The sequence below is a fragment of the Bifidobacterium sp. ESL0798 genome, from assembly GCF_029395415.1.
Taxonomy (GTDB): domain Bacteria; phylum Actinomycetota; class Actinomycetes; order Actinomycetales; family Bifidobacteriaceae; genus Bifidobacterium.
The window spans coordinates 567,219-593,118 of record NZ_CP113914.1 but is presented as its reverse complement, the minus strand read 5'-3'; the positions used below and the strand labels follow the sequence as shown (position 1 = coordinate 593,118).

The following is a 25,900-nucleotide window of genomic DNA, read 5'->3' as shown; positions in this document are numbered from 1 at the left end:
TCGCCATGCTGGTCGTGGCGCCGCAGGCTGCGGTTCCGGAAAATCCGGCAATACGTCAAGCTCCGCCAATTCAAACGACATCACCCAACAGACCATGACGCCGGGAACGTTGACGATCGGCACCGGCCAGCCCACCTACGAACCTTGGGTCATCGGTGACAAGCCCGAGACCGGCAAGGGCTACGAAGCGGCGGTCTCCTACGCGGTGGCCGAGAAGATGGGCTTCAAGAAGTCGCAGGTCAAGTGGACGCGCACCACCTTCGACCAGGCCGTCGCACCGGGCGCACAGAAGGACTGGGATATGAACATCCAGCAGTTCTCCATCACCCCCGAACGCAAGAACGCCGTCGACTTCTCCCCCAGCTATTACAACGAGACACAGGCCGTCGTCGTCCTGAAAAACGGCAAGTACGCCAACACCAAGTCGCTTTCCGACCTCAAAAACGGGACCATCGGCTCCATGGTGGGCACCACCAGCTATGACTTCACCGTCTCCAAGATCAAGAAGGACATCAAGACCTTCAACGACAATGCGGCGCTGGCCCAGGCCTTGGATTCCAACCAGATCGACGCGCTCGTCGTCGACACCCCCGATGCCGTCTATATGGTGCAGAGCGGGCAGGTCAAGAACGCCAAGGTGATCGGCCAGATCCCCGGTTCCGAAGACAAGGACGGCATGGGCATCGTCCTGCCGAAGGGATCGAAGCTCACACCGGCCGTCACCAAGGCCGTCAATGCCCTGCAGAAGGACGGCACCATCGAAAAGCTGCAGCACGAGTGGCTCAAGGAATACACCACCGACATTCCGATGCTCAAGAACTGATTGCCGGAAATCTCAACGAATTCCTACTCATGTGACCCTTTAACCGACTTCGGCACCGCCGTTTTCGCCGGTTAAAGGGTCACACTATAATTGTCCCGTCGACCCTCGATTCCTCATACAAGATTGGTCATGAATGACGCAGACTGCAACACAAAACATTAGCGCCGTCGAACTTGAACGCCAAGGCTACCTACGCCGCCAGAACCTTCGTTCCGTCGGCATCAGCATCGTTAGTACTCTTGTTCTCGCCGCGCTGATCGTCATCGGGCTTAAGGTCTCCCCGGCTGGCCGAACGTGCGCGAATCGTTCTTCTCGGGCAAGTATTTCGTCCAGTCCTTCCCGACAGTGCTCAAAGGCCTGTGGCTCAACCTCGAAGTGTTGTTCTTCGCCACCATCGGCGTGGCGATTCTGGGAACCCTTCTGGCCATGATCCGCATCAGCACCTCGCCGTTGCTCTTCCCGCTTCGTGCGTTGGCGACGCTGTACACCACGTTCATGCGCGGCATCCCGATGATCGTGCTGCTCTATCTGATCGGTTTCGGCATCCCAGGTCTCAACATTTTCGGGCGCATCCCCGCGGCCGTGCTCGGTACCATCGCCATCACCCTTGATTACGCGGCTTTCGTGGGCGAGGTGCTGCGCGCCGGCTTCCAGGACGTGCACCCTTCGCAACGCGCCTCCGCCCGCTCTCTGGGGCTTACCAGCGGCCAGACCATCCGCATGGTCATCATCCCCCAAGCGCTGCGCAACGTTGCCCCGGCGCTGATGAACGACTTCATCTCCATGCAGAAGGACGCGGGCCTGATCTCCACACTCGGTGCGGTCGACGCGGTGCGGGCGGCGCAGATCAGCGTGGCGCAGACCTACAACTTCACCCCTTACGTCGTGGCCAGTGTGCTCTTCATCTGCACCAGCGTGCCCTTCATCCTCCTCAACGATTGGTATTCCAAGCGACTGCGCAGCCGTGAGCAGGGCATGGGCGTGGTATGAGCAAAAACGGCAACCAATCCGATCAATCCGTTTCGGCGTCGAATTTTGAAAGTCAGGCACCAATGAGCGAGATCAACATACAGACGCAAGGCCAAGGCGCTCCAGTACAATCGCAGCGGCAGGATACGCCAACGGCCGGAGTCACCACCACCCCCGCCAACAACACCATCAAGCCCGTACTGCACCTCGACAATGTGAAGAAGACCTACCGCAATGGCAAGGTCGAAAACCAAGTGCTCAAAGGCATCTCCTTCGATGTCAACCCGCACGAGGTCGTGGCGCTTCTGGGGCCTTCCGGTTCCGGCAAATCGACACTGATGAAGTGCATCAACCTGCTTGAGCGCGTCGACGACGGCCAGATCTGGCTCAACGGCACCGACATCACCGACCCGCGCGTCAACGCGGACAAGTCGCGCGCACGCATCGGCGTGGTGTTCCAGCAATTCAACCTGTTCCCGCACATGAGCGTCATCAAGAACGTGACGCTGGGTGCCATCAAGGTCCATCACTGGCCCAAGGAAAAGGCCGAAACCAAGGCGCACGAGCTGCTGCAGCGCATCGGCATGGACGGCAAGGCCAAGGCCTATCCCGATCAGCTTTCCGGCGGTCAGCAGCAGCGCGTCGCCATCGCCCGTGCGCTGATGACCGACCCTGAGCTGCTCCTGCTCGACGAGATCACTTCGGCACTTGACCCGATGCTTGTGGGCGAAGTGCTGGAAATGGTCACCGAGCTGAAAGACCGCGGCACCACCATCCTGATGGCCACCCACGAAATGGAATTCGCCCATCACGCCGCCGACCGCGTGGTCCTGCTCCGGCAGGGCGTCATCGCCGAGAACGGCACGCCCAAAGAGGTCATGGAAGAATCGCAGAACCCCGACACACGCGAATTCTTCAGCCATTTCCGCGAGGTGTGAACAGTCAGCCGGGATTCGTAGCCATTTACGCGGGTATTTCTATAGACCGATAACGGAAACGTCGTAATCACATCAGCGCTCAAAATCGCGATATGATTACGACGTTTCCGTATCCTCATGGACGGGCTTGCCCTGCCTCAAAGTCGGCAGACCTGCAAGCGTGTTCGTCACTTCGCGCCGGTAATCTCCAGCGTCTGATCGGCATAATCCTTCAACGCGGTCTTCAGTTCGTCGGTGCCGTTGAACTTGACCTGGCCGCGCAGGAATTGCGTGAATTCCACGCGTACCTTGTGGTCGTAAAGATCCAGCCAATCGTCGGTGACGCAATACGGCTCGATGACCCGCTCGTTGATGCCGGTCTCGTCGCTATACGTCGGCTTGGTGCCTATGGAAATCGCGGCAGGCCAACGCCACGGCGAGCCCTTGGCCATACGCATCTGCGCCGAAGGAGACGCCAGATTCGCGGCATTCACACCGCTGGATGCAGTGCTTTTAGCAGCGTCTTTCGCGTTATCGTCGCCACTACCGCTATGGTCGCTTCCGCCATTATCAATCGGCCCCATATCAACCAGCCAACCGGCGTATACGCCGTCGACGGGCACATAGCCTTCCACCATCTGCGCCAGGTTCGCGGTCGGGAAGCCGATCTCGCGCCCACGCTGCTCGCCGTGCACCACGGTACCTTCAACTGCATGCTCGCGTCCGAGAATCTCGGCGGCGGCCTTCACACACCCCTGCGAAAGCAGGTAGCGCACGTTCGACGAACTCCAGACGCGTACCTTGCGGCAATTGTTCTGTTTGCTCCATGCGCGCAGTTCGGCCTTGTTCATGGTTTCTCGTGGATCCTGCGGTTCACCGGTGCCTTCCGGCACCCTCGGTTCGAAATGCGACGGCACCCACGTATAGCCCGGCCCCAGGTCATCGACCACGTCGAGCTCGAACACGCGCGTGGCCTCGCAAAGCTCCTGGATGGCTTTGATATCGCCCTTGCGGTTCGCGCCCATTGCCGCGTCCTGGCCGAGCACAAGCGTACGCATGCCCAGCTTGCCGACCATCTGGCCCAGGAAGAAGCGGAATGATTTGGCCGCAAACGCCATCGTATAGTGCAGCACCAGCACACGGTCCACGCCGAGCTCGCCCATGACCCGCGCCCGCTGCTCAACCGAACTCAACGCCTGGGTATCCACGAACCCCTCCGGCAAATCCATGCCGTCATGCTCATTGGCGTAGGTATGTGCGAGCGCCGGCCGTGGGTCGAGAATCATCGCCACGGACAAGGAATCGGTCTTCTTCGCCAGTTCCACCACGCGACGCACGAGCGCCTGATGCCCCTTGTGCATGCCGTCGAACACGCCAATCGTCATCACTACGCGCTTGTGCGAGCTCAGGGTGGGCCAATCCACCAATCCGTTATCGTCGGGTGTCAACCTGGTGATCTTCATCAAAATCCTTTGTCTTGTCTGCCGCAAGCCATCTTATCAGCCAAGCCACCCGCGCGAAAGCCCCTTTTCTTTCAGCCTTTAAACCGTCGGCGGGAAAACCACCACTGATTTGAGCTCATGGGCATTAGCCGGTTCCACGATGCCTACAATCTCACCGGTTTGCGGCAGATATACCGCAGCGATGGTATTCGTCCCGTTGCTTCTGTCGTTCTGAGCACAAGAATCGGCGCCGGGGATCGTATTGGAGTCTGTATTGTCCGCCACCGGCATCGGCAGTCTGCGGCCGAAACGGAGGTTCTGGGCAGCGGCATCGGTTATGGGAATGGTCGGCATCGTACGTTGCGCGGCCTCAAGCATGGTCAGAGAGCGACGCTTCAGTTCTTCGGCATCAACGTCAAGCACGGCCTTGTTCAACGTCAGCGTCACGCCCTCACGATTGGTGAAGGTGTGCGGCTTGGCATGGGCAGTGACCACTCGCCCAGCCAGTTGCGAATCTGCCAAGTCAAATCTGCCGACCCTCGTGCGACGCAGCTTTGTCAAGTAACCGCCGACCCCCAGAAGTCGGCCCAAATCGCGGCCCAACGAACGGATATACGTGCCCGTCGAGCAGCTGATACGTACATCGAGGTCGACAACGGAAGTCGCAGCCGCCGTCTGCTTATTCCCGTTATCGTCAAAATCAGAAGTATCGGTTTGTGTATCTGAAGACGAAGCCGCCGTCTTTACAGCTTTCCTCTCCCCTGTTTCATCGGTGCCCCCAGCCGATGCCACGTTGGCATTCGTCGGAGTTTCCGATTTTTCCCCAACTGCTTCACTATCCACAATTTCGACATTGCGAGCGCCAAGCACAGTGAACTCGCTGATGGTGACCGGACGGGCATCGAGTGTTACAGCCTTGCCCTGACGGGCCAGCTCGTACGCGTGACGACCGTTGACACGAACGGCGGAATAGGAACTCGGCACCTGCTCGATGTCGCCGGTCAGATGCTCCGCGATGGTTTGCTCGATCTGCTCAATCGTCAGCACACGGACGCTGCCTGAGCTTCCATCAGAATCCGAAGTAGAATCCGATAACTGACGTGAGCCATCTGCTAATGGCGCAGATACAATCTCTGCGGTCTCGCCTTCAGCGCCATCCGCCAATCTCACCGGCGCAACCGTCGTGATCTCGCCTTCGGAATCGTCTGTAGTACTTGTCTGCCCCAAACGGATGGTGGCCTCATAAGTCTTGGTATGATCGACGATATAGTTCAAAAGCCGCGTACCATGGCCAAAACCGATGACCAATACGCCAGAGGCCTGCGGATCGAGCGTGCCCGCGTGGCCGACGCGGCGCATGTGCAGTTCCCCGCGTACGGCTGCCACCACGTCGTGGCTGGTCACGCCGAGCGGCTTATCGACCACGAGAAGTCCGGAAAGTTCCGGCTGCTTATTCTTCTTCGACACCATCATCCTCAAAATCGGCGGCGGTCTTCTTCTTGCGCGGCTCGACGTACGGATTCGCCTCGCCGGCGTACTGCGCGGTCTCGCGGGCCTTGTCGAGCTCTTCGTCGCGCCTGTGGGCGGTGACCAGAATGTCTTCGATCTCGTGTGCCTCGCTCGGCACTTCGTCATAGATGAACTGCAGCTGCGGGGTCAACCGCAACCCGGCCTTGGAGCCCACCAGCGAACGGAGCCTGCCGGTGGCCTGCTTCAGCGCCTGCTCGGCACGCTTGCGCTCACCCTGCGCCTTACCCTCCTGGCCAAGCTGGGTCCAGTAGACGCGTGCGATCTGAAGGTCGCCGGTGACGCGCACATCAGTGATGGTGACGCCGTTGAGGCGCTTGTCGTGCAATGTGCGTTCCATCGACGAGGCGATGACACGCTGAATCAACGCCGCGATACGCGCGGCCCGTGGATTGGTTCCTGCCATAACGTTTCCTTTTATTACTTACTCTAACTGTTACGTTTCATGATACAGACTGACGAGAATACGTGTTCTCCTACTGAATTATCACTGTGCTGCTGGTAAACGGACTCCAGACTCATATTATGAGCCGTTTTCCAGCATAACCACACTTTCCTGCTGGAAAACGGATTCTAAACTCTTACGAGAGTCCGTTTTCCAGCACCTCCATTGACTTGATGCTGGTAAACGGACTCTAGCCGCTTGCTATATGCCGTTTACCAGCACAACACTTGTTCTGATGCTGGTAAACGGACTTTTAGTTCACGTCACAGTCCGTTTACCAGCACTAAACGTTTTCGTACTAACTCAATCAGACACAACAGAGAATGCGTAGACACTCCAACGGCAAAAATGACAATTGCCACCCGCTGCGCTTTGACGCTGCAGATGGCAATCCATCAATACCGATTAATCACTTCTTCTTGGAATCAGTTTTCGGTTCGGGTGCCTTGAGGTCGCCTTCGGACTTCCCGGAGCCCTTGTCATCCTTCTTTGAAGGCTGACCGTCCTTGCGCTCGATCTCCTTCATCTCGAAGGTCTCGATAATGTCGCCTTCCTGGATGTCGTTGAAGGAACCAAGGTTGATGCCAGCCTCGTAGCCTTCCTTGACGGACTGCACGTCGTCCTTGAAACGACGCAGCGAGGAGATCTCCAGGTCGTTGACCGTGGCCACGCCATTGCGCAGAATACGCGCCTTGGTGCCACGCTTGACCTCGCCGTCCTGGACCATGACGCCGGCGATGTTGCCGAACTTGGAGGAACGGAAGATCTGGCGAATCTCGGAATGGGAGGTGGTGACCTCTTCGTACTCCGGCTTGAGCATGCCCTTCAAGGCGGCTTCGATATCTTCAATCGCCTTGTAGATGACGGAGTAGTACTTGATCTCCACGCCCTCGCGGTCGGCAAGATCGGCGACCTGACGGTTCGGACGGACGTTGAAGCCGATGATGACGGCCTTGTCGACCGTGGCCAGATTGACATCGTTCTGGGTGATCGCACCGACACCGCGATGGATGACCTGGATGCCGACCTCGTCGGACACCTCGATCTTCATCAGGGAATCTTCCAACGCCTCGACGGAACCGGAGGAATCGCCCTTGATGACGATGTTGAGCATGTCGACCTCGGACTTGGCGAACTGCTCCTTCAGGCTCTCGAGCGAAACGACCTTGCGACGCTTGGCCAGCTGGGCCGCGCGTTCGGAGGCCTGACGCTTTTCGGCGATCTGGCGGGCGGTGCGGTCGTCGGGTGCGACCAGGAAGAGGTCGCCGGCGCTCGGCACGCTGGTCAGGCCCAGCACCTGGACAGGTGTGGAAGGCGCTGCGGCCTTCATGGTCTTGCCGTCCTCGTTGAGCATGGCACGCACGCGGCCGTATGAAGTGCCGGCCACGATGGCGTCGCCCACATGGAGCGTACCCTGCTGCACCAGCACGGTTGCCACGGCGCCGCGTCCCTTGTCGAGCCTTGCCTCGACGGTCGCGCCACGAGCGTCCATATCGGGGTTGGCCTTGAGATCGAGTTCCGCATCGGCGGTCAGGAGAATCGCTTCAAGCAGCTTGTCGACGTTGGTGCCCAGTTTCGCGGAGATGTCGACGAACATGGTGTCGCCGCCGTATTCCTCGGGGACCAGGCCGAACTCAGTGAGCTGTCCGCGTACCTTTTCAGGATTCGCGCCTTCGACATCGATCTTGTTGACCGCGACCACGATCGGCACCTTGGCCGCCTGCGCGTGGTTGATGGCCTCGACCGTCTGCGGCATCACGCCGTCATCGGCCGCGACGACGAGCACCGCGATATCGGTCAGTTCGGCACCACGGGCACGCATGGCGGTGAACGCCTCGTGGCCAGGGGTATCGAGGAAGGTGATCTTGCGCGGTTTGTCTTCCAAGTTGACAGTGACCTGATAGGCACCGATACGCTGGGTGATGCCACCGGCCTCTCGCGCGGACACATTGGTCTTGCGGATGGTGTCGAGCAGGCGGGTCTTGCCGTGGTCGACGTGGCCCATGACGGTGACCACCGGCGGACGCGGTTTCAGATCCTCATCATCCTGCAGTTCTTCCTCATCAAGATTGATGTCGAACTGCTGCAGGATCTCCTTGTCTTCCTCTTCGGCGGAAACGATCTTGACGTTCCAGCCGATTTCCTCGCCCAGAATCTGGAACGTGGCTTCATCGAGGGACTGGGTGGCCGTGGCCATCTCGCCCAAGTGGAACATGACCGTCACCAAAGCGGCGGGATTGACATTGATCTTTTCGGCGAGGTCGGCGAGCGTGGCTCCCTGACGAAGCTTTACGGTCTGACCATTACCGGCGGGAATGCGAACACCGCCGATGGTAGGAGCTTTGATCTCCTCGTAATCACGACGTTTCGCAAGCCTGTTCTTGCGGGCCCTCGAAGATTTGCCGCCCTGACGGCCGAAAGCACCTGCGGCACCGCCACGACCGCGACCGCCGCCACGCGACGGGCCGCTACCCTGATAGCCGCCGGATCCGCCACCGAAGCGATTGCCGCCACGGCTTTGGGATTCGCCTTGGGCCTGCCCAGGGCGATTGTGCCCCCACTGCCCAGGACGTGCGCCCTGATTCTGCCCGGGACGTCCGTTGCGGAATCCACCACGGCCACCACGGCCTCCATTGCGGCCGCCACGGCTGTTGTTGACCGTGGGACGGGCCATCGGATGCGGGCGCGGGATGCCGCTGGGCATCGGCACATGCATGCCCTGCTTGCGGCTGAATGGATTGTTACCCGGACGAGGCCCGGAACCTGCGTGCTGAGCGTGCGGCGCGGGCTGCGCACCACCATTGCCGGGACGAGGGGCACCACCGTTACGCGAACTGTTCGCGCCTGGCTTCACGCCACCGTTGTTGCCATTGAAATGCTGGTTGTTGCGCGGCCCGGGCATGCCACCCTGACGGCGCCCATGATCGCGACCACCATGCTCATTGCGGTTGCGACCTTCATATTCATGGTTCCCGCCTTCCTGACGCGAACCATGGGTCTGCTCGCCACGAGAAGATTCATGATGCTGGCCTTGGCCGGGCTTGGCCGGGAAATGCGAGCGAGACTGCTCGCCCGGTTTCGCCGCATTCGCGCCCTGACGCGGATGAGCGGCGCCGGGTTTCGTACTGTGGGCGGAAGGTTTGGATTTTGGTGAAGCACCATCGGCCCCGGAATTATCGTTCTGCGGGAACGCGGCCCGCAACTTGCGGACGACCGGCGCCTCCACTGTTGAGGATGCGGATTTGACGAACTCCCCCATGTCCTTCAACTTCCGAAGGACGGCTTTACTGTCTACGCCAAACTCTTTAGCGAGTTCATATACGCGCTGTTTTGCCACTCAGTTTTCTCCTACTATTGTGACCGCGCGTACATGCACGGTCAATGTATTGTTACGGCGAGCTTACCCAGACTCATCGTGCGACCATGATTGTGTTACCTCGTCTCCGACCGATGTACAGACGCACTTCGCGCCGGTAACCGGATTACTGCAATCCAGCATACTCGTGATGCTGGATTGCAGACTATTGTTCGTTTTCTAGTGTTTTACCCTCTTCGGCGGCTTTCGCAGCAGCCTGTGCCTGGGCGGCGGCATGGGCCTCGCTGGACTCGATGCCGATCTTCCAACCGGTGAGTTTGGCGGCAAGCCGGGCGTTCTGCCCCTCTTTGCCGATGGCAAGCGAAAGCTGGTCGTCGTGAATGTAGGCGATGGCCGTCTTGTTCTTCTCGCTGACGATATCGACACCGGTTGCGACCGCCGGCGAAAGCGCGGAGCCGACGAACTTTGCGGGGTCCTTCGACCAATCAACGATGTCGATCTTCTCCGGTCCGAGATTCTCCATCACCGCACGCACGCGAGCGCCGCCAGGACCGATCAAGGCACCCTTCGGGTTGACGCCTTCAGTGTTGGCACGAACCGCGATCTTGGTGCGGGCGCCGGCCTCACGGGCGATGGCCATGATCGAGACGGCACCGCTCACCAACTCCGGGACCTCACGCTCGAAGAGTTTGCGCACCAGTTCAGGGTGCGAACGCGACACGACGATTTCAGGGCCCTTCAGCCCACGACCGACAGTGACGACATAGACGCGCAGACGGTCGCCATGACGATAATGCTCGCCCGGCACCTGTTCGCGTTTGGGCAGAATTGCCTCGACGTCGCCAACCGCGACATGCACATTGGCCGGGTCCTTCGTATCCTGCTGGATGACGCCGGTGATGAGCTTGCCTTTCTGCCCGGCAAAGGCGCCGAGCACTCGTTCGTCCTCCGCATCGCGGAAAAGCTGACGAATCACCTGACGGGCGGTCGAAGCCGCCAAACGTCCGAAATCATGCGGGGTGTCATCGTATTCTTCGCCGAGTTCCGGACGCGGGTGCGGGTCCTCCTCGGTGGGCTCCACCGGCTTTTCGTCCCTCGCCCAGACGGTGAAGGTGCCTGCACGATCGTCGAGTGCGACGCGGGCGTGCTTCGCCGCATGCGGTGTTTTGCCATACGCCAATAGCAATGCTTCGGAAAGTGCGTTGTCAAGTGTTTCAGAATCGATTCCCTGCCCTGCCGCGAGCTGATGAATACCTGTCAGGTCCAGTTCCATGGTCGCAAGACCTCCTATATGAAATTATCTGCCGAGCTTTTCAAAGCCCCATTAAGTCATAATCATTCGGTATTCTAGTAGTTTATGCAGACACGTCGTATTTTTTCCTCTTTGCGCAATTTCCTGAGACGACGTGTCGTTCCAGCGCTTGCCGTGGCCGCTCTTGTCGTTCCTTTGGCGGCCTGCAACGCCCCGCGAATCGAATCTCCTGTGGAATCGGCAGGGCCCTGCAGAACCGCCTATGACAATGCCGTCTCCGACAGTTCACAGTCAGACGCAGGCCATCCGTTCATCGACCGTTACCTATCCGCCGGAAACGCAGCGCAATCCTGGCGTGAGGCCGCTATTCTCTGCCCGTCGCAATTCAGCATATACACCATAAAAAGCGCGCAGATGCAATGGCTTCAGCGCAGTCTTTCTGTACAGGTCGGTGTCACACCCACACAACCCAACGCGGCACTGGCCAATCTCGACAACGTCTTCGCCTTGCATGTCAGCCGCGACACCCTCGCTTCCATGGCTTTGGCGGAGGACCGTGCCGGTTTTGAAATCGCGGTCCTTGCGGCAAAAGGCGTCGGCAATGCCACTCTGCGTCTAAGCGATGGCCACAAAGCCGTCGCCTCGCGCCTTATCTCTTTGGAGACCAAGAACGCAAGTGCCACCGCCTCCAACGACCCGCGCAAGAAGGTCTACGACGTGACCGATCTCCTCGCCCACCCCGAGACCATTACCGATCCGAGCACCGGATTGCAGACTTCCACCATCGGCGTCGTGGAGATGGATTGCGCCCGCGAATCGCTCGCTGCGCTCTCGCGGGCGCTGCCGGTATCAAAAAGCGATGATTCCTCTGTCGGCAATGACACTTCATCCAAAAACTCCAAAACCGAAAGCAGCGGCAAAACGCTGGCGGTGCTTGCCGATCTCATCTCTTCACGCATTTATTTCGCGTTGTCCCTAGGCTATCCGGCCTTCGACGCCGCCTTATATGAGTAGATTTCGACACTTCGGGGCTGCTGCAGATACGAAAACGCCTCCGAAACCGAAGTTCCAGAGGCTTAACGCGGATAAGGCGAGATTCGAACTCGCGGAGGATTTCTCCTCACACGCTTTCGAGGCGTGCTCCTTAGACCGCTCGGACACTTATCCATTTGTTACGAAAACGCAACTTTTCTAGTATAAGGCAACGTGCCAACCATCGCAACCGGGCGTGGCGCACTCAACCATTGTTCGAATTCCACCATAAATGGGCCACTTACCCGGGCTCAGCGGCTTGTTCGAAACCCAAGAATCGCGCCACAAACGCGCCACTAGATTGTGCATCATCGTCCAAAACATAGCTGCTGTGAAGGCGAACGGGCGCCGAATTCCGAATCCACTCGTATGTCAACGATCAAGAGATGGATACAGCAAACCAAGCAACGCTCATCAGCCATTTGCCGCCAAACAACCGCGCAAATCAGTCAAGGGTTCGGCGGGCACGTATGGATTGTGCTCTGGTTGCCAGCTCGGTGTCCGGCGGATAAGCGACATGCTCCAGTGTTAGACCGCAGGCGGCGATGGGCCCGGTCGAGCCTTCACGCACGGGTTCGGCCATCTTGCGCGCGAACCAATCCAAAGACTTGCGATGCCGACCGACCTGTACGCACGCGTTGACCAGCGAACGCACCATGTTGTGCGCGAAAGCATCGGCCACTATGGTGAAACAGACCAATCCGGATTCCAGCGATGGGACGGTATAGCCCATATTCGTTGCGTTGTCCGCATTCCTTTTTGATACACCGCGCTGGGTTTCATCGCAAGCGACAATTCCCGCCTCTTCTCCATTCCCAGCATTGCCAAACATATCTGTCATCGGTACTCGTTGCCATATCGCCTGCTTAACCTCACGAATCGTGGTGCCGCCGGGGTTCGGAGTGGCGAAGGAACCGAAATCGTGCAGACCAATGGTCATGACGGCAGCCTCGTTCATTATGGGTATATCGAGTGTATCTTCAAGCTTCCATACGAAACCACGCATTCTGGGGTCGGCAGACCTTGTTCCGTCAGCAATCCGGTATACATATGTGCGTTCCAATGCCGAGAAACGGGCGTCGAAACCGTCCGGCGCCACTTGCACGCCGTGCAGTGCGATATCATCGGGCAAATCGTGGCTCAGACGACGACGCAACGCCTCTACAGCGGGCACTTGCATGTGTCCCACGCAACGATCGAGGGTAGGCTCCTCCACGTCCAGATGGCAGACCTGATGGGCGGCATGCACACCAGTATCGGTGCGCCCGGCGACCACCAGACGCAAGGGCTCATCGGTATCGTCGGCCGGTACGCGCATGACAGTATGCAACGCGGTCTCAACGACCCCTTGCACGGTACGCAGGCCGGGCTGCTTCGCCCAACCATGGAAACCGCCGCCGTCGTATGCCAAATCAATTCGTAATCTCATCGTTGCCAGTATACGTGCCTCGCTGGTTTGCAAAACTCCTGAATCAAAGATGCGATGAAAATCAGGAAAATCACCACAAAATCGTGAGTTCGCTCGCATGTTCGATTGAACATGCGATGAAAATCATGGAAACTCACGAGTAAGCCTGATTTTCCTCGCATGTGCATCGGCTATCGGCCAGCAGGCAGCACGAACCAGACCATGCACTTGCTAGGCCCAGAAACCCGACCACATACGCGAGAGGACCGGAGACTTGCATCTCCGACCCTCTTGATGAAGAAACCTCAGTGAAGCCTAACGGTTCACTTCTCTTCCTTGTCAGCCTTCTTGGCGGCAGACTTCTTCGCAGGAGCCTTCTTGGCAGCGGGCTTCTTGGCCTTCGCAGCCTTCTTGGCTTCCTTGTCGTCATCCTTGGCTTCGGTCTTCTTGACCTCGGCCTCATCGGCAGCGACATCAGCCTTGACTTCGGTCTCCTTGGCCTCGGCTTCATCCACGGCCTTATCCGTCTTGGTCTTGGCGGTCTCGGCAGTGCCCTTCTGAGCCTTCGCTTCGGTCTCTTCGACCTCGGCCTTGTCAACGGCAGCCGCAGCAGAGGCTTCGGCTTCCTTGACCACGGACTGCTTGGCGCTGACCGGCTCGGTGACGAGCTCGATGATGGCGCGCGGCGCGTTGTTGCCCTTGGACGGGGCAATCTTAACGATGCGGGTATAGCCACCCTCACGCTGCTTCATCTGCTCGGCGATCTCCGTGAAGAGCTTGTGCACGATGGACTTGTTGCGCACGACGCGCATCACGCGACGACGATGAGCGAGGTCACCCTTCTTGGCGAAGGTGATCAGGCGCTCGACCACGGGGCGAAGACGCTTGGCCTTCGGCAGCGTGGTGACGATGCGACCGTGCTCGAACAGGCTGGTCGCCATGTTCGCGAGCATCAAACGCTCATGAGCCGGGCTTGAAGCCAGGTGCGGCCCTTTTCTAGGTGTAGGCATTATTACTCCTTAACGCCTCGGAATTACCCGTTCAGGTGGGCATACGCCCGAACATCCGAACGGATACCGAAGCTTAAAATGAAGTTGGCTCTTACTCGTCTTCAGGCGAGAAGAAGGTGCCACCTTCAAGGTTGTTGGTATCGAAGCCCAGCGGAGAGGCCTTCAGCGAGAGACCCATGCTTTCGAGCTTCTCCTTGACCTCGTCGATAGACTTCATACCGAAATTACGGATGTCGAGCAAATCCTGCTCGGTGTGGGACACCAATTCACCGACGGTGTGGATACCCTCCCGCTTCAGGCAGTTATAGCTGCGCTGGGTGAGATTGAGTTCCTCGATCGGAATCGACATCTCCGGATTGACTTCTTCCTCAACCGGAGCCGGGCCGACCTCGACGCCTTCCGCTTGCGTGTTGAGTTCACGGCAAAGGCCGAAAAGTTCAACCAAAGTGGAACCGGCGGATGCGACGGCATCGCGCGGCGAAATCGCCGGCTTGGTCTCCACATCGAGGATGAGCTTATCGAAATCCGTGCGCTGTTCGACACGGGTGGCCTCGACCTTATAGCTCACCTTGAGAACGGGCGAATAAATGGAATCGACCGGAATACGGCCAATCTCATCGTCATCCTGCTTGTTCATCTGCGCCGGGACATAGCCACGACCACGCTCGACAGTGAACTCGATCTCGAGTTCGCCGTCCTCGGCGAGAGTGGCGATATGCATATCCGGGTTGGCGATGGTGACGCCGGCCGGAGGGGTGATATCCCCCGCGGTGGCCTCGCCCTTGCCGCTCTTACGCAGATACATGACAACCGGTTCGTCATATTCACTGGTGAGTACGATTCCCTTGATATTGAGCAGGATCTCAGTGACATCCTCGACGACGCCGGGCAGAGTGGTGAACTCGTGCAGGGCACCGGAGATGCGCACTGAAGTGACTGCGGCTCCAGGGATAGAACTCAACAGAGTACGACGCAACGAATTACCAAGCGTGTAACCAAATCCAGGCTCGAGCGGCTCGATAGTGAAACGAGAACGCTGCGGATTCAGTGATTCCTCAGTAAGTTGCGGACGCTGTGCAATAAGCACTGTGTTATCCTTTCAGCTTTTGATCGTGGTGCACTCACTGGTCATAAGCGGGTTGGACGGATGGTTAAATGAAGTGCTTCAGACGCGGCGGCGCTTCGGAGGGCGCACACCGTTATGAGCCTGCGGGGTGACATCGGTGATGGAACCGACTTCGAGACCTGCGGACTGCAGGGAGCGGATGGCGGTTTCACGACCGCTGCCCGGACCCTTGACGTAGACGTCAACCTTCTTGACGCCGTGCTCCTGCGCCTTGCGGGCGGCCGATTCAGCGGCCATGCCTGCGGCGTACGGAGTGGACTTACGCGAGCCCTTGAAACCGACATCGCCACCGGAAGCCCAAGCGACTACAGCGCCCGAAGGATCCGTGATGGAGATGATGGTGTTATTGAAAGTGGACTTGATGTGCGCTTGGCCGACCGGTACCGATTTACGGTCACGGCGACGTGGCTTGCGCGCGGCTTGCTTTGCAGCTGCCATTGATCCTCGTTTCCTAATTACGAATGATTCCTACGTCACGAAGAGCCTGGAACGCTGCAAGAACCTTGCGACGCCCCGTCCCTCTTCATAACTGCTTTAAGCCTTACTTAACGGCCTTTTTCTTTCCAGCGACGGTACGCTTCGGACCCTTGCGGGTACGGGCGTTGGTCTTGGTGCGCTGACCGCGCACGGGCAGACCATGGCGGTGACGCTGGCCCTGATAGCAGTTGATCTGAATCTTGCGACGAATATCCGCATCGACTTCACGACGCAGATCGCCTTCAATCTTGTAATTTGCCTCAAGATAGTCACGCAGCGTAATAAGCTGCTCGTCGCTCAGATCCTTGACGCGGGTATCCGGATTGACTCCGGTGGCGGCAAGCGTTTCCTTCGCGCGAGTACGACCGACACCAAAGATATAGGTGAGGGCGATCTCGATGCGCTTCTCATTGGGGATGTCGACTCCGGCAAGACGTGCCATTGCGATTCCTTCTATGTTCCGTAGGTTTGTACCAAGTCATCCGGTCTCCCGGCTCGGGCCTACGTACCCGAGGTTCAGCGATTTGCGCTGCGACTCAATACCTTTTATCTGGTCGGAGGTTTTCCGCTCAGCCTTGACGCTGCTTATGGCGCGGGTTGGAGCAGATCACCATGACGCGACCGTGACGACGGATCACGCGGCAATTCTCGCAGATCCTCTTCACACTAGGGCTGACCTTCATGGTTTTCCTTTTCTGTACCTTTACTTATAACGGTACGTAATTCGGCCGCGGTTCAGATCGTAAGGGCTCATTTCAAGGACCACACGGTCCTGCGGAAGGATGCGGATATAATTCTTGCGCATCTTGCCTGAAATGGTGGCCAGCACGATGTGCTTGTTTTCAAGTTCGACGCGAAACATCGCGTTCGGCAGTGCTTCCACTACCTGACCTTCAACTTCAATCACACCGTCTTTAGCCATGAGCCTCATTCCGTTCTTTGGCTGATATTACATGTATGATGCATCCGAAAACACACCAACTTCTTACTATAACAAAAGAAGGGACCAAGCGCGACACGGCGTGTTGCATTTGGTCCCTTCTTGTGGTAATGGACTATTTGTACGTTATCGGTTCAATTGACTATCCAATAACGAGCATGTCATATACCGAAGGCTTCCATCAATCCAGGGCTGCAAAGATGTTCTTGGAAATGTCTTCGATCTCGCCCTGCCCGTCAATGGCGACGAGGCAACCACGTGACTTGTAGGTATCGAGCAGCGGGGCGGTCTCTTCGTCATAGGTCTTGAGACGCTGGGCGATGGCCTCGGCGTTGTCATCGGCGCGGCCTTCTTCGGCGGCGCGCTTGGCGATGCGACCCATCAGGATGTCGCGGTCGGCATCGAGCGCCACTACTTTGTCGAGCGGCGTGCCCAATTCTTCGAGCATCTTGTCGAGTGCCTCGACCTGGGCGGCGTTGCGCGGATAGCCGTCAAGAATCCAGCCGTTCTTGGCATCGTCCATGGCCAGGCGGTCCTTGACAATCTTATTGGTCAGCTCATCGGGAACAAGCTGTCCCTTGTCGGTATAGCTCTTGGCTTCCTTACCAAGCGGGGTATTGTTCTTCATGTTGTAGCGGAAGATGTCTCCGGTGGAGATGTGCGGAATGCCGTAATGTTCGGCAATCAGCTTGGCCTGTGTACCTTTGCCCACTCCTTGCGGGCCCATAATCAATAGACGCATATCACATCAACTTTCTTTCATTGTTGTCGTTATCAAATGATGCCCATCCGTTTCAAAGACAGATGAGCACCATTCATTATTTTTTCTTTACAGCTGTTGTCAACGACTCAATCTAGCGGTCATTCGGACTTATCGTCTGAATCGCTATCCTCCTCAGAGGATTTCTCGTCACTGGTCGAATTTTCTTCGTCGGACTCGTCACTTTGTGCGGCCGAATCTTGGGAATCGATAGTCTCAGTGCCTTTAACCTCGGAGTCTTTGAGCGTGGGGGTATCCCTGACTTCCTCTGTAGTGGCAAGCGCCTCATCGGTTATCTCAACCTGATCGTTATCACTTTGCGCGGCCTTTTTCGTAACCTTCTCGGAAGTGCTTACATCCGCACCTTCGACATGATCGGTGTCTTCAAGCAGGAAACCAGTGTACTGGAACTGCTCGGTCTGAGCCTTGGCCTGACGCAGGGTGTCGAGGCCGACGCCCGCGATAATCAGGATGGTGGTTCCACCGAACGGAAGCCTGTTGTTGAGCTTCAGCATCATGATGAGCATGGTAGGAATCAATGCGACGAAGAGCAGGTAGACGGCACCGACCGTGTTGAGCCTGTTCATCACATAGCTCAGGTAACGGCTGGTGGCGCTGCCGGCACGAATGCCGGGAATGAAGCCGCCGTACTGCTTCATGTTGTCTGCCGTCTCATCGGGATTGAAGGTAATCGACGTATAGAAGAAGCAGAAGAACACGATCATCACAGCGTAGAGCGCGATGTACCAGATCGAGGTGGTGTTGGCCAGATTGGTGTTGATCCACTTGACCCACTTCTGGTCGGACTTGCCGAACTGCGCGATCAGTGTCGGAATCGCCAGAATCGAGGAGGCGAAGATCGGCGGGATAACACCGGACATATTGATCTTCAGCGGAAGATAGGTGGAGGAACCACCGTACATCTTGCGGCCGATCATACGACGCGTGTACTGCACCGGGATACGGCGCTGTGCAAGCTCGACGAAATCGACGAAGATGAGAATGACGACCAAGACCGCGACAACGATGCCGAAGTAGATCCAATTGCCGTTCTTGCCGTTGGTGCCCCAGCCAATCTGCCAAAGCTGCGGCAGGAAGCCGGAGCAGATGGACATGAAGATCAAGACGGACATGCCCTGGCCTATGCCCTTGTCGGTGATCAACTCGGCCATCCACATAATCAGGCCGGTGCCGCCGGTCATGATAAGCACCATAACCACGAGGTTCCAGACAGAACCGTCGGGGACGACCTGACCGCACTGGTAGTTGAACAGCGCGCCCGAGCGGGCAGTGACCAGAATAGTGGTGGACTGCAGGATCGCCAGGCCAATGGTCAGATAACGCGTATACTGCGTGAGCTTGGTCTCGCCCGACTGGCCTTCCTTATGCAACGCCTCGAAACGCGGAATAACCACACGCAGCAGCTGAATGACGATGGATGCCGTGATATATGGCATCACGCCCAATGCAAAGATGGAGAGCTGGAGCATGGCACCGCCGGAGAAGAGGTTGACCAACCCCACGAAGTTCTCCTGCGTGGTCTTCATTGTACCAACGCACTGCTGCACTACTTTATAGTCCACACCCGGTGTCGGTATGAACGAACCGATACGGTAGATGATAATGATGCCGAGCACGAAGAGGATCTTATGGCGAAGTTCCTTCGTCTTCAGGGCCTGGATTAACGTCCTCACCTGGATTTCCTTCCCTATTCGGCACAACTGATGTACCGACGCAAACACACTAAATGATAATCTTAGCGTCAAGCATCTACCAAACGCCACTTACTACGTGGCTCAACCAATCGGAAACGACTGGTTTTATCCAATGCCACGCCGTATACAAATAATGGTCCCCCTCGCTGATTGCAAGGGGGACCAGATATAACGCGTTTCGAAGCTTACGTTTCAAAACGCAAAGACATCCGAATTATTCTTCGGAAATGGAGCCGCCTGCAGCCTCAATCTTGGCAAGTGCGGACTTGGAAGCCTTCACACCCTTGAGTGTGAACGCAACCTTGGTCTCGCCGTCGCCCAGAACCTTGACAGGGTATCCGGCGCGAACCGCACCGGCCTTGACCAGATCCTCGACCGTGACCTCTCCGCCCTTCGGGAACAACTCGGAGAGAGCGGAAACGTTGACGACCTGGAACTCCTTCTTGAAGGGGCTCTTGAAGCCGCGAAGCTTCGGAAGACGCATATACAGCGGCAGCTGGCCACCTTCGAAGCCAGGACGAACCTGATAACGCTTCAAAGTACCCTTGGCGCCACGTCCCGAGGTCTTACCCTTGGAACCCTCACCACGGCCCACGCGGATACGGTTCTTTTTGGAACCCGGCGCAGGACGCAGATCGTGCATCTGCAAAATCGTGTTTTCTTCTTGTTCTGCCATATCAGGCCTCCTCAACCGTGACCAAGTGGCGAACCGCATTGATCAGACCGCGAGTTGCAGGAGTGTCCTCACGGACAACCGTCTGACCGATCTTGTGCAGGCCAAGCGTGCGAACAGTGTCGCGCTGGGCAGGCTTGCGGTTGACCAGACCTTTGGTAAGTGTGATCTTCAGATCTGCCATTACTCTTCACCCTCCTTGGCTTGGTTCTCCTCGGCCTTGGCGTCCTCACGGGCCTTGCGGGCCGCGGCGATGCCTTCGGCACGAGCACGAAGCAGAGTGTCGGGAGCGACTTCCTCAACGGTCAGGCCACGGCGTGCCGCGATCTCTTCCGGCTCCTCAAGCTGCTTCAAAGCATCCACAGTGGCGCGAACCACGTTGACCGCGGTGGCGCTGCCCATGGACTTGGTGAGGATATCGGAAATGCCGGCGCACTCCATGACGGCGCGAACAGCACCGCCGGCGATTACACCGGTGCCTGGAGCGGCAGGACGAAGCAGAACAGTGCCTGCGGCGTCATGGCCGATGACCGGATGGGTCACGGTGCCACGAACGCGGGGAACGCTGAACATGTGCTTCTTGGCGTCAAGCTGGCCCTTGGCGATGGCGGCAGGAACCTCACGGGACTTGCCATAGCCAACACCCACGGTGCCGTTGCCGTCTCCGACCACGACCAGAGCGGCGAAGCTCATGGAGCGGCCACCCTTACGGGTCTTGGAAACGCGGTTGATGGTCACGACGCGATCAAGCAGCTCATCGCCACGATTTTCCTCGTGACGACCGCGACGGCCACCACGACGATCGTCACGACGTCCTTCGCCGCGTCCTCCGCGACGGCCACCACGGCGGTCATCATTGCGACCCTCGCCGCGGCCACCGGCAGTACGCTGACCTTGCTTATTGTCGTTGGACGCCTGCGTGTTCTGATTTTCTTCAGTCACTTGGGTTTCCTTTTCGTTGTCGCTCACAGTGCAAGACCTCCCTGACGGGCGCCTTCAGCAACGGCTGCGACGCGACCATGATACTTGTTGCCGCCACGGTCGAAGACGACGGAATCGATGCCCGCGTCCTTGGCCTTCTTGGCAATCAGCTCGCCGACCTTCTGAGCCGCTTCGGTCTTGGTGCCCTTGAACCCATCGAAATCATGGGTGATGGTGGACTCGCTGACCAAAGTGATGCCCTTGGTGTCATCAACGATCTGAGCGACCATGTGACGGTTCGAACGGGTGACGACGAGACGCGGACGCTCTGCAGTGCCGCTGAGGTGCTTGCGCAGACGAGCGTGACGACGAAGCCTTGCGACTTTCTTGCCTTTACCGAAAATCTTGACTGTCATATCACTTACCAGCCTTTCCAGCCTTGCGCAGGATGTGTTCGTCGGAGTACTTGATGCCCTTGCCCTTGTAGGGTTCCGGCTTGCGAAGTGCGCGGATATTGGCCGCGGCCTGACCGACCGCCTGCTTGTCGATACCCTTGACGACCACCTGGTTGGCATTCGGCAGCTCGAAGGTGATGCCTTCGGGCGGGTTGACGGTGATGGTGTGCGAATAGCCGAGCGAGAACTCAATGCCCTGGCCCTTCATCTGCGCACGATAACCGGTGCCGACGATGTCCAGCGTCTTGGTGAAACCAACGTGGACACCCTCAACCATCGAAGCGACGATGGAACGGGCCAGACCGTGGTCTGCACGGGTCTGCAGCTGATCATCGACCGGATCGAAGTAAATGGTGTTGTCTTCGACCCGGGCGGTGATGCCGTCCGGAATAGTGTAGGAATCAGAACCCTTGGCGCCCTTGACGCTGAAGTTCTGTCCGTCGATCTTGACTTCCACGCCTGCCGGGATGGCGACGGGGAGCTTACCAATATGTGATGCCATGTTTAGCTCTCCTTCCTCACCATACGAAGGCGACGATTTCGCCGCCGATGCCCCGGTCGAGGCAATCTTTCTGGGTCAACAATCCTGCACTGGTCGAAATAATCGCGACACCCATGCCACCGAGTGGCATCGGCAGTGCGTCCGACTTTGCATAGCGACGCAGGCCTGGCTTCGAGATGCGCTTGATGCCCTGAATGGCACGCTCGCCATTGGGACCGTACTTCAGCGTGATCTCAAGGTTCTGGCCGACACGGGCATCCGTAGCGGTGAAGTCATTGATATAGCCTTCACGCTTGAGGATCTCGGCAATCGCCGCCTTGAACTTGGAGTACGGCATGGAAACGGTCTCATGCTTCGCCGCACTCGCATTACGCAGACGCGTAAGCATATCTGCGATTGGATCTGTCATTGTCATGTGGGCTAACGCCCTTTCTCGCCGTGGTTTCCTCCGCCGGAGCAGGTATTTGCGACCTGCTCCGGCCGAGGACCTTCAGCGTCGATGTTTACCAACTGGACTTCGTAACTCCGGGCAGCTCGCCACGATGAGCCTTCTCACGAAGGCAGATGCGGCACAGGCCGAACTTGCGATATACGGAGTGGGGACGGCCGCAAACCTGGCAGCGCGTGTAGGCACGCACCTTGAACTTTGGTTTGGCAGCAGCCTTTTTTCTAAGAGCGGTTTTTGCCATTTCAGTTCTCCTTGAAGGGGAATCCAAGGTGCTTGAGCAATGCCCGGGCTTCCTTGTCATCCTTGGTGCTGGTCACCACGGTGATATCCATACCACGCTGATGATCGATCGCATCCGGATCGATTTCGTGGAACATGGACTGTTCCGTGAGACCGAAGTTGTAGTTGCCTTGGCCATCGAATTGCTTGTCGCTGATGCCGCGGAAATCGCGGATACGCGGCAGGGCCAGAACGAGCAGCCTATCGAGGAACTCCCACATGCGGTCGCCGCGAAGCGTCACATAAGCACCGATGGCCTGGCCCTCACGCAGATGGAACTGCGCGACGGACTTCTTGGCCTTGGTGATCTTCGGCTTCTGGCCGGTGATGGCGGTGAGGTCCTTGACCGCGCCTTCGATGAGCTTGGAGTCGCGGGCAGCGGCGCCGACGCCCATGGAGACGACGACCTTCTTGACCTTGGCGACCTGCATCGGGTTGGAATACTTGAATTCCTTCTCGAGCTCAGGCACGATCTTGTCGATGTACTGCTGCTTCAGGCGCGGTGTTGCCGGCGCTTCGACTGTTGTATCGCTCATGCCAGCTCCTTTCCTGATTTCTTGGCGACGCGCGTACGCACAGTCTTGACCTTGCCGTCAACGGCCTTGGTCGAGACTTTGACGCCAACACGGGTCGGTTCCTTGGTCTCCGGGTCGATGACCATCACATTGGAGCGATGAATCGGCGCCTCAACGGAGACGATGCCGGACTGCTGACCCTGCTGGGTGGCGCGCACATGCTTCTTGACGATCTGCACGCCCTCAACGATCAGACGATCATTGGGGAGCACACGCGTAACCTTGCCCTCTTTGCCGCGATCCTTGCCGCGGATGACCTTCACCTGATCGCCGGTCTTGATCTTGGCTACCATCTCAGATCACCTCCGGGGCGAGGGACACGATCTTCATGAAGCGCTTGTCGCGCAGTTCACGGCCGACCGGTCCGAAGATACGAGTGCCCTTGGGCTCATGGCCGGAGCCAAGAATAACCGCAGCGTTCTCGTCGAACTTGATGTATGAGCCGTCTTTGCGACGATGCTCTTTTACTGTGCGGACGACAACGGCCTTGACCACGTCGCCCTTCTTGACCGACCCGCCAGGGATCGCGTCCTTGACGGAGGCGACGATCACGTCGCCGATGCCGGCATAGCGTCGCTTCGATCCGCCGAGCACTCGGATGGCCAAGATCTCCTTGGCACCCGTGTTGTCGGCGACATGAAGCCGCGTTTCCTGCTGAATCATTGATTCTCCTTAGCCGCGCTGGTTCTCCCCTGCCACCCGTGAAGGTGAGCAGCGGAGCCTTGCCGAACTTATTACTTGGCGCGTTCGACGATGGAGTCGAGACGCCAACGCTTGGTCTTGCTCAAAGGCCGAGTCTCCATGATACGCACGAAGTCGCCGTTGTGGGCGTCATTGTGCTCGTCATGAACCTTGACCTTACGAGTGGAACGAACGACCTTGCCGTAGAGCGGGTGGGTCGAACGCTGCTCAAGCTCGACGGTGATGGTCTTGTCCATTGCGTCGGACACGACGTAACCGCTACGAGTCTTACGGAAGTTGCGCTCTTGCTTTTCAGCCATGCTTACTTCTCCTCAGTCTTCGTGTCGCCCGACTCAGGCTCCTCGCTGATGCCGAGTTCACGCTCGCGCAGGACGGTGTACATCCTGGCGATATCGTGCTTCACGGCCTTGAGCCTAGCGGAGTTGTCAAGCTGACCGGTGGCGTTCTGGAAGCGCAGGTTGAAAAGCTCTTCCTTGGACTTCTTGAGGAAGCCTTCGATCTCGCCATTGGTCTTCTCGTTGAGATTCTTGATGCTGTAGTCTGCTGTTCCGACTGCCATCAGAGATCACCGCCTTCACGTGCGATAATGCGGCACTTCATCGGCAGCTTGTCGATAGCGCGGCGAAGGGCTTCCTTCGCAGTCGCTTCCTCGACGCCACCGATTTCGAACATCACGCGTCCAGGATGCACGTTGGCGATCCAAGACTCCGGGGTGCCCTTGCCGGAACCCATTCGGCTTCCGAGTGCGTGCTTGGTCAAAGGACGATCAGGGAAAATCGTGATCCACACACGACCGCCACGCTTGATGTAGCGGGTCATGGCGATACGAGCAGCCTCGATCTGACGGTTGGAGATATAGGCAGGGGCCAAAGCCTGGATGCCATAATCGCCGAACGCGATCTCGTTGCCGCCCTTGGACATGCCGCGACGCTTCGGACGCTGCTGTTTACGGTACTTAGTCCTCTTTGGGATAAGCATATCTGCTCACTCCTTTGCTTCCGAGGCGGCAGGTGCTGCGGCTGCTGCGGGCTCTGCGGCTTCGGCCGCGGCCTGAGGGGCCTTGGCTTCCGGCTTGGAACCACGAGCACCGGACGGACGACCACCACGACGCGGGCGACGATCGCCGCCACGACGTCCACGGTTGTTGTCCTGCTGGGCCTGCTGCTCATCGAACTGACGTTCGGTCATGTCGCCCTTGTAGATCCAGACCTTCACACCGATACGGCCATAGGTCGTACGGGCTTCGAAGAATCCGTAATCAATGAGAGCGCGAAGGGTCTGCAGCGGAACGCGACCCTCACGATAGAACTCGGAACGGCTCATCTCGGCGCCTCCAAGGCGACCGGAGAGCTTGATGCGGATACCCTTGGCGCCAGCGCGCATCGCGTCCTGCTGAGCCTTGCGCATGGCACGACGGAACGTGACACGGTTGGTCAGCTGCTCGGCGATGGACTGAGCGACAAGCTGGGCGTCCAAAGCGGCGTTCTTGACTTCGAAGATGTTGAGCTGAACCTGCTTGCCCGTAATCTTCTCGAGCTTGGCACGAACGCGTTCGGCCTCTGCTCCACGACGGCCGATGACAATGCCCGGACGAGCGGTGTGGATATCCACACGCACGCGGTCACGGGTACGCTCGATGATGATGCGGGACACGCCTGCACGCTCGAGGTCCTTGTTCATGGCCTTGCGAATCTTGTCGTCCTCGAGGACGAAGTCGCTGTAACGCTCACCAGGCTTGTTGGAATCGGAGAACCACTTGGAACGGTGGTCTTCAGTGATACCCAGGCGGTAGCCTAACGGATTGATCTTCTGACCCATCTTTAGCGGGCTCCTTCCTTGCTGGCGACAACGACGGTGATGTGGCTGGTACGCTTGTTGATGCGTCCGGCGCGGCCCTGTGCACGAGCACGGAAACGCTTGAGCGTCACGCCTTCGTCCACATAGGTCTCTTTCACATACATATCGTTCTCACGGAACGCCTCGCCAGCCTTGTCGGCCTTGACGCGTGCGTTCGCGGTGGCGCTGCGCAGTACCTTGAGCACTGGCTCGGAGGCATCCTGCGGTGCGAATTTCAGAATGGTGACGGCTTCGCTCACTTTTTTGCCTCGGATGAGGTCGACCATGCGGCGAGCCTTGCGCGGCGTCACACGGACGTGACGTGCGATTGCTTTAGCTTCCATAATCTT

Annotated in this window: 29 protein-coding genes, 1 tRNA gene and 4 pseudogenes; 4 read left to right on the top strand and 30 right to left on the bottom strand. The window is 58.1% G+C overall.

Translation table 11 applies throughout. From position 1 onward, the window contains the following. The first annotated feature begins 5 nt into the window (after positions 1–5). The 3 genes and pseudogenes from OZX74_RS02415 to OZX74_RS02405 all read left to right on the top strand — a co-directional run bounded on the left by OZX74_RS02415 (position 6) and on the right by OZX74_RS02405 (position 2,730). Positions 6–823 (top strand): annotated as a pseudogene (locus OZX74_RS02415) (ABC transporter substrate-binding protein). A 133-nt stretch (positions 824–956) separates the two neighbouring features. Then, positions 957–1,813: pseudogene (locus tag OZX74_RS02410) on the top strand (amino acid ABC transporter permease). A 62-nt stretch (positions 1,814–1,875) separates the two neighbouring features. Then, a complete protein-coding gene (locus tag OZX74_RS02405) occupies positions 1,876–2,730 on the top strand; it encodes an amino acid ABC transporter ATP-binding protein (protein ID WP_277156970.1) in 855 nt (284 codons plus the stop codon). A 167-nt stretch (positions 2,731–2,897) separates the two neighbouring features. Here the strand turns inward: OZX74_RS02405 and OZX74_RS02400 are convergent, their stop codons facing one another. The 5 genes and pseudogenes from OZX74_RS02400 to nusA all read right to left on the bottom strand — a co-directional run bounded on the left by OZX74_RS02400 (position 2,898) and on the right by nusA (position 10,712). Further along, positions 2,898–4,172 (bottom strand): riboflavin kinase, encoded by a 1,275-nt coding sequence (locus OZX74_RS02400; protein ID WP_277156969.1) that lies wholly within the window; start codon positions 4,170–4,172, stop codon positions 2,898–2,900. 78 nt (positions 4,173–4,250) lie between these two features. Then, on the bottom strand, positions 4,251–5,618 hold the full coding sequence (locus OZX74_RS02395) for a tRNA pseudouridine(55) synthase TruB (RefSeq protein ID WP_277156968.1): 1,368 nt from the start codon (positions 5,616–5,618) through the stop codon (positions 4,251–4,253). Next, on the bottom strand, positions 5,602–6,084 hold the full coding sequence (gene rbfA, locus OZX74_RS02390; protein WP_277156967.1) for a 30S ribosome-binding factor RbfA: 483 nt from the start codon (positions 6,082–6,084) through the stop codon (positions 5,602–5,604). The genes OZX74_RS02395 and rbfA overlap by 17 nt, the downstream gene beginning before the upstream one ends. Before the next feature lie 544 nt (positions 6,085–6,628). Next, positions 6,629–9,460, bottom strand: a pseudogene (infB, locus tag OZX74_RS02385) (translation initiation factor IF-2); the annotation flags it as partial. Between the two features lie 184 nt (positions 9,461–9,644). Next, positions 9,645–10,712 carry a transcription termination factor NusA gene (gene nusA, locus OZX74_RS02380; protein ID WP_277156966.1) on the bottom strand — a complete coding sequence of 356 codons (1,068 nt, stop codon included), beginning with the start codon at positions 10,710–10,712 and terminating at the stop codon, positions 9,645–9,647. Positions 10,713–10,796: 84 nt separating this feature from the next. Between nusA and OZX74_RS02375 the strand changes: the two genes are divergently transcribed. Further along, a complete protein-coding gene (locus OZX74_RS02375) occupies positions 10,797–11,705 on the top strand; it encodes a hypothetical protein (RefSeq protein WP_277156965.1) in 909 nt (302 codons plus the stop codon). Between the two features lie 68 nt (positions 11,706–11,773). Here the strand turns inward: OZX74_RS02375 and OZX74_RS02370 are convergent. The 25 genes and pseudogenes from OZX74_RS02370 to rplV all read right to left on the bottom strand — a co-directional run bounded on the left by OZX74_RS02370 (position 11,774) and on the right by rplV (position 25,894). Next, positions 11,774–11,858, bottom strand: a tRNA-Ser gene (locus OZX74_RS02370). A 310-nt stretch (positions 11,859–12,168) separates the two neighbouring features. Beyond that, on the bottom strand, positions 12,169–13,152 hold the full coding sequence (locus OZX74_RS02365; protein WP_277156964.1) for a tRNA pseudouridine synthase A: 984 nt from the start codon (positions 13,150–13,152) through the stop codon (positions 12,169–12,171). Positions 13,153–13,454: 302 nt separating this feature from the next. Then, positions 13,455–14,141 (bottom strand): 50S ribosomal protein L17, encoded by a 687-nt coding sequence (gene rplQ / locus OZX74_RS02360; RefSeq protein ID WP_277156963.1) that lies wholly within the window; start codon positions 14,139–14,141, stop codon positions 13,455–13,457. Between the two features lie 91 nt (positions 14,142–14,232). Beyond that, positions 14,233–15,228 carry a DNA-directed RNA polymerase subunit alpha gene (locus OZX74_RS02355; protein WP_277156962.1) on the bottom strand — a complete coding sequence of 332 codons (996 nt, stop codon included), beginning with the start codon at positions 15,226–15,228 and terminating at the stop codon, positions 14,233–14,235. A gap of 78 nt (positions 15,229–15,306) precedes the next feature. Continuing rightward, entirely contained in the window at positions 15,307–15,705 is a 399-nt protein-coding gene (rpsK, locus tag OZX74_RS02350; protein WP_277146299.1) for a 30S ribosomal protein S11, read from the bottom strand. 103 nt (positions 15,706–15,808) lie between these two features. Continuing rightward, positions 15,809–16,186 carry a 30S ribosomal protein S13 gene (gene rpsM / locus OZX74_RS02345; RefSeq protein WP_277143870.1) on the bottom strand — a complete coding sequence of 126 codons (378 nt, stop codon included), beginning with the start codon at positions 16,184–16,186 and terminating at the stop codon, positions 15,809–15,811. Between the two features lie 127 nt (positions 16,187–16,313). Then, a complete protein-coding gene (rpmJ, locus tag OZX74_RS02340; RefSeq protein ID WP_043164480.1) occupies positions 16,314–16,427 on the bottom strand; it encodes a 50S ribosomal protein L36 in 114 nt (37 codons plus the stop codon). 20 nt (positions 16,428–16,447) lie between these two features. Further along, positions 16,448–16,666 (bottom strand): translation initiation factor IF-1, encoded by a 219-nt coding sequence (gene infA, locus OZX74_RS02335; protein ID WP_003808114.1) that lies wholly within the window; start codon positions 16,664–16,666, stop codon positions 16,448–16,450. Positions 16,667–16,865: 199 nt separating this feature from the next. Continuing rightward, positions 16,866–17,426 carry an adenylate kinase gene (locus OZX74_RS02330; RefSeq protein ID WP_277156961.1) on the bottom strand — a complete coding sequence of 187 codons (561 nt, stop codon included), beginning with the start codon at positions 17,424–17,426 and terminating at the stop codon, positions 16,866–16,868. 380 nt (positions 17,427–17,806) lie between these two features. After that, positions 17,807–19,138, bottom strand: a pseudogene (gene secY / locus OZX74_RS02325) (preprotein translocase subunit SecY); the annotation flags it as partial. Positions 19,139–19,373: 235 nt separating this feature from the next. Then, positions 19,374–19,835: a 50S ribosomal protein L15 gene (gene rplO / locus OZX74_RS02320; RefSeq protein ID WP_277156960.1), complete on the bottom strand. Its 462-nt coding sequence runs from the start codon at positions 19,833–19,835 to the stop codon at positions 19,374–19,376. Between the two features lies 1 nt (position 19,836). After that, entirely contained in the window at positions 19,837–20,016 is a 180-nt protein-coding gene (rpmD, locus tag OZX74_RS02315; RefSeq protein WP_277146295.1) for a 50S ribosomal protein L30, read from the bottom strand. Further along, a complete protein-coding gene (gene rpsE, locus OZX74_RS02310) occupies positions 20,016–20,801 on the bottom strand; it encodes a 30S ribosomal protein S5 (RefSeq protein WP_277156959.1) in 786 nt (261 codons plus the stop codon). The genes rpmD and rpsE overlap by 1 nt, the downstream gene beginning before the upstream one ends. Beyond that, positions 20,798–21,169, bottom strand: a complete 372-nt coding sequence (gene rplR, locus OZX74_RS02305) for a 50S ribosomal protein L18 (protein WP_277156958.1) — start codon at positions 21,167–21,169, stop codon at positions 20,798–20,800. The genes rpsE and rplR overlap by 4 nt, the downstream gene beginning before the upstream one ends. Position 21,170: 1 nt before the next feature. Next, a complete protein-coding gene (rplF, locus tag OZX74_RS02300; protein ID WP_277156957.1) occupies positions 21,171–21,710 on the bottom strand; it encodes a 50S ribosomal protein L6 in 540 nt (179 codons plus the stop codon). 16 nt (positions 21,711–21,726) lie between these two features. Then, a complete protein-coding gene (rpsH, locus tag OZX74_RS02295; protein ID WP_277156956.1) occupies positions 21,727–22,125 on the bottom strand; it encodes a 30S ribosomal protein S8 in 399 nt (132 codons plus the stop codon). 88 nt (positions 22,126–22,213) lie between these two features. Continuing rightward, on the bottom strand, positions 22,214–22,399 hold the full coding sequence (locus OZX74_RS02290; RefSeq protein WP_277156955.1) for a type Z 30S ribosomal protein S14: 186 nt from the start codon (positions 22,397–22,399) through the stop codon (positions 22,214–22,216). A 1-nt stretch (position 22,400) separates the two neighbouring features. Beyond that, on the bottom strand, positions 22,401–22,973 hold the full coding sequence (gene rplE, locus OZX74_RS02285) for a 50S ribosomal protein L5 (RefSeq protein ID WP_277156954.1): 573 nt from the start codon (positions 22,971–22,973) through the stop codon (positions 22,401–22,403). Continuing rightward, complete coding sequence (rplX, locus tag OZX74_RS02280) at positions 22,970–23,305, bottom strand: 50S ribosomal protein L24 (RefSeq protein WP_277156953.1); 336 nt, start codon at positions 23,303–23,305, stop codon at positions 22,970–22,972. Before rplX ends, rplE begins: the two co-directional genes overlap by 4 nt. Position 23,306: 1 nt before the next feature. Continuing rightward, positions 23,307–23,675, bottom strand: a complete 369-nt coding sequence (rplN, locus tag OZX74_RS02275; RefSeq protein ID WP_091847708.1) for a 50S ribosomal protein L14 — start codon at positions 23,673–23,675, stop codon at positions 23,307–23,309. A 71-nt stretch (positions 23,676–23,746) separates the two neighbouring features. Further along, on the bottom strand, positions 23,747–24,013 hold the full coding sequence (gene rpsQ, locus OZX74_RS02270; RefSeq protein WP_277143842.1) for a 30S ribosomal protein S17: 267 nt from the start codon (positions 24,011–24,013) through the stop codon (positions 23,747–23,749). Positions 24,014–24,015: 2 nt separating this feature from the next. After that, positions 24,016–24,273: a 50S ribosomal protein L29 gene (gene rpmC / locus OZX74_RS02265; RefSeq protein ID WP_277156952.1), complete on the bottom strand. Its 258-nt coding sequence runs from the start codon at positions 24,271–24,273 to the stop codon at positions 24,016–24,018. Beyond that, positions 24,273–24,692, bottom strand: coding sequence for a 50S ribosomal protein L16 (gene rplP, locus OZX74_RS02260; protein ID WP_277146287.1), 420 nt, complete (start codon positions 24,690–24,692; stop codon positions 24,273–24,275). The genes rpmC and rplP overlap by 1 nt, the downstream gene beginning before the upstream one ends. Positions 24,693–24,698: 6 nt before the next feature. Continuing rightward, the gene (gene rpsC, locus OZX74_RS02255; protein WP_277156951.1) at positions 24,699–25,532 is read right to left on the bottom strand and encodes a 30S ribosomal protein S3; all 834 of its coding nucleotides are present in this window, start codon (positions 25,530–25,532) and stop codon (positions 24,699–24,701) included. Between the two features lie 2 nt (positions 25,533–25,534). Further along, on the bottom strand, positions 25,535–25,894 hold the full coding sequence (gene rplV / locus OZX74_RS02250) for a 50S ribosomal protein L22 (protein ID WP_277146285.1): 360 nt from the start codon (positions 25,892–25,894) through the stop codon (positions 25,535–25,537). Between the last annotated feature and the right edge of the window lie 6 nt (positions 25,895–25,900).

What these genes read in the sequence shown, in the direction of transcription:
- rplQ (WP_277156963.1), bottom strand. Translation starts at nt 14,141, where the DNA reads ATGCCTACACCTAGAAAAGGGCCGCACCTGGCTTCAAGCCCGGCTCAT.
- rplE (WP_277156954.1), bottom strand. Translation starts at nt 22,973, where the DNA reads ATGAGCGATACAACAGTCGAAGCGCCGGCAACACCGCGCCTGAAGCAG.
- OZX74_RS02375 (WP_277156965.1), top strand. Translation starts at nt 10,797, where the DNA reads ATGCAGACACGTCGTATTTTTTCCTCTTTGCGCAATTTCCTGAGACGA.
- rpmC (WP_277156952.1), bottom strand. Translation starts at nt 24,273, where the DNA reads ATGGCAGTCGGAACAGCAGACTACAGCATCAAGAATCTCAACGAGAAG.
- rpsM (WP_277143870.1), bottom strand. Translation starts at nt 16,186, where the DNA reads ATGGCACGTCTTGCCGGAGTCGACATCCCCAATGAGAAGCGCATCGAG.
- OZX74_RS02330 (WP_277156961.1), bottom strand. Translation starts at nt 17,426, where the DNA reads ATGCGTCTATTGATTATGGGCCCGCAAGGAGTGGGCAAAGGTACACAG.
- nusA (WP_277156966.1), bottom strand. Translation starts at nt 10,712, where the DNA reads ATGGAACTGGACCTGACAGGTATTCATCAGCTCGCGGCAGGGCAGGGA.
- OZX74_RS02400 (WP_277156969.1), bottom strand. Translation starts at nt 4,172, where the DNA reads ATGAAGATCACCAGGTTGACACCCGACGATAACGGATTGGTGGATTGG.
- rplX (WP_277156953.1), bottom strand. Translation starts at nt 23,305, where the DNA reads ATGGTAGCCAAGATCAAGACCGGCGATCAGGTGAAGGTCATCCGCGGC.
- rplN (WP_091847708.1), bottom strand. Translation starts at nt 23,675, where the DNA reads ATGATTCAGCAGGAAACGCGGCTTCATGTCGCCGACAACACGGGTGCC.
- rplV (WP_277146285.1), bottom strand. Translation starts at nt 25,894, where the DNA reads ATGGAAGCTAAAGCAATCGCACGTCACGTCCGTGTGACGCCGCGCAAG.
- rplO (WP_277156960.1), bottom strand. Translation starts at nt 19,835, where the DNA reads ATGGCAGAACAAGAAGAAAACACGATTTTGCAGATGCACGATCTGCGT.
- rpsK (WP_277146299.1), bottom strand. Translation starts at nt 15,705, where the DNA reads ATGGCAGCTGCAAAGCAAGCCGCGCGCAAGCCACGTCGCCGTGACCGT.
- OZX74_RS02290 (WP_277156955.1), bottom strand. Translation starts at nt 22,399, where the DNA reads ATGGCAAAAACCGCTCTTAGAAAAAAGGCTGCTGCCAAACCAAAGTTC.
- rbfA (WP_277156967.1), bottom strand. Translation starts at nt 6,084, where the DNA reads ATGGCAGGAACCAATCCACGGGCCGCGCGTATCGCGGCGTTGATTCAG.
- rpmD (WP_277146295.1), bottom strand. Translation starts at nt 20,016, where the DNA reads ATGGCAGATCTGAAGATCACACTTACCAAAGGTCTGGTCAACCGCAAG.
- rpsQ (WP_277143842.1), bottom strand. Translation starts at nt 24,013, where the DNA reads ATGGCTGAAAAGCAAGAGCGCAACTTCCGTAAGACTCGTAGCGGTTAC.
- infA (WP_003808114.1), bottom strand. Translation starts at nt 16,666, where the DNA reads ATGGCTAAAGACGGTGTGATTGAAGTTGAAGGTCAGGTAGTGGAAGCA.
- rpsC (WP_277156951.1), bottom strand. Translation starts at nt 25,532, where the DNA reads ATGGGTCAGAAGATCAATCCGTTAGGCTACCGCCTGGGTATCACTGAA.
- rpmJ (WP_043164480.1), bottom strand. Translation starts at nt 16,427, where the DNA reads ATGAAGGTCAGCCCTAGTGTGAAGAGGATCTGCGAGAATTGCCGCGTG.
- rplR (WP_277156958.1), bottom strand. Translation starts at nt 21,169, where the DNA reads ATGACAGTCAAGATTTTCGGTAAAGGCAAGAAAGTCGCAAGGCTTCGT.
- OZX74_RS02365 (WP_277156964.1), bottom strand. Translation starts at nt 13,152, where the DNA reads ATGAGATTACGAATTGATTTGGCATACGACGGCGGCGGTTTCCATGGT.
- rplP (WP_277146287.1), bottom strand. Translation starts at nt 24,692, where the DNA reads ATGCTTATCCCAAAGAGGACTAAGTACCGTAAACAGCAGCGTCCGAAG.
- OZX74_RS02405 (WP_277156970.1), top strand. Translation starts at nt 1,876, where the DNA reads ATGAGCGAGATCAACATACAGACGCAAGGCCAAGGCGCTCCAGTACAA.
- rplF (WP_277156957.1), bottom strand. Translation starts at nt 21,710, where the DNA reads ATGGCATCACATATTGGTAAGCTCCCCGTCGCCATCCCGGCAGGCGTG.
- rpsH (WP_277156956.1), bottom strand. Translation starts at nt 22,125, where the DNA reads ATGACAATGACAGATCCAATCGCAGATATGCTTACGCGTCTGCGTAAT.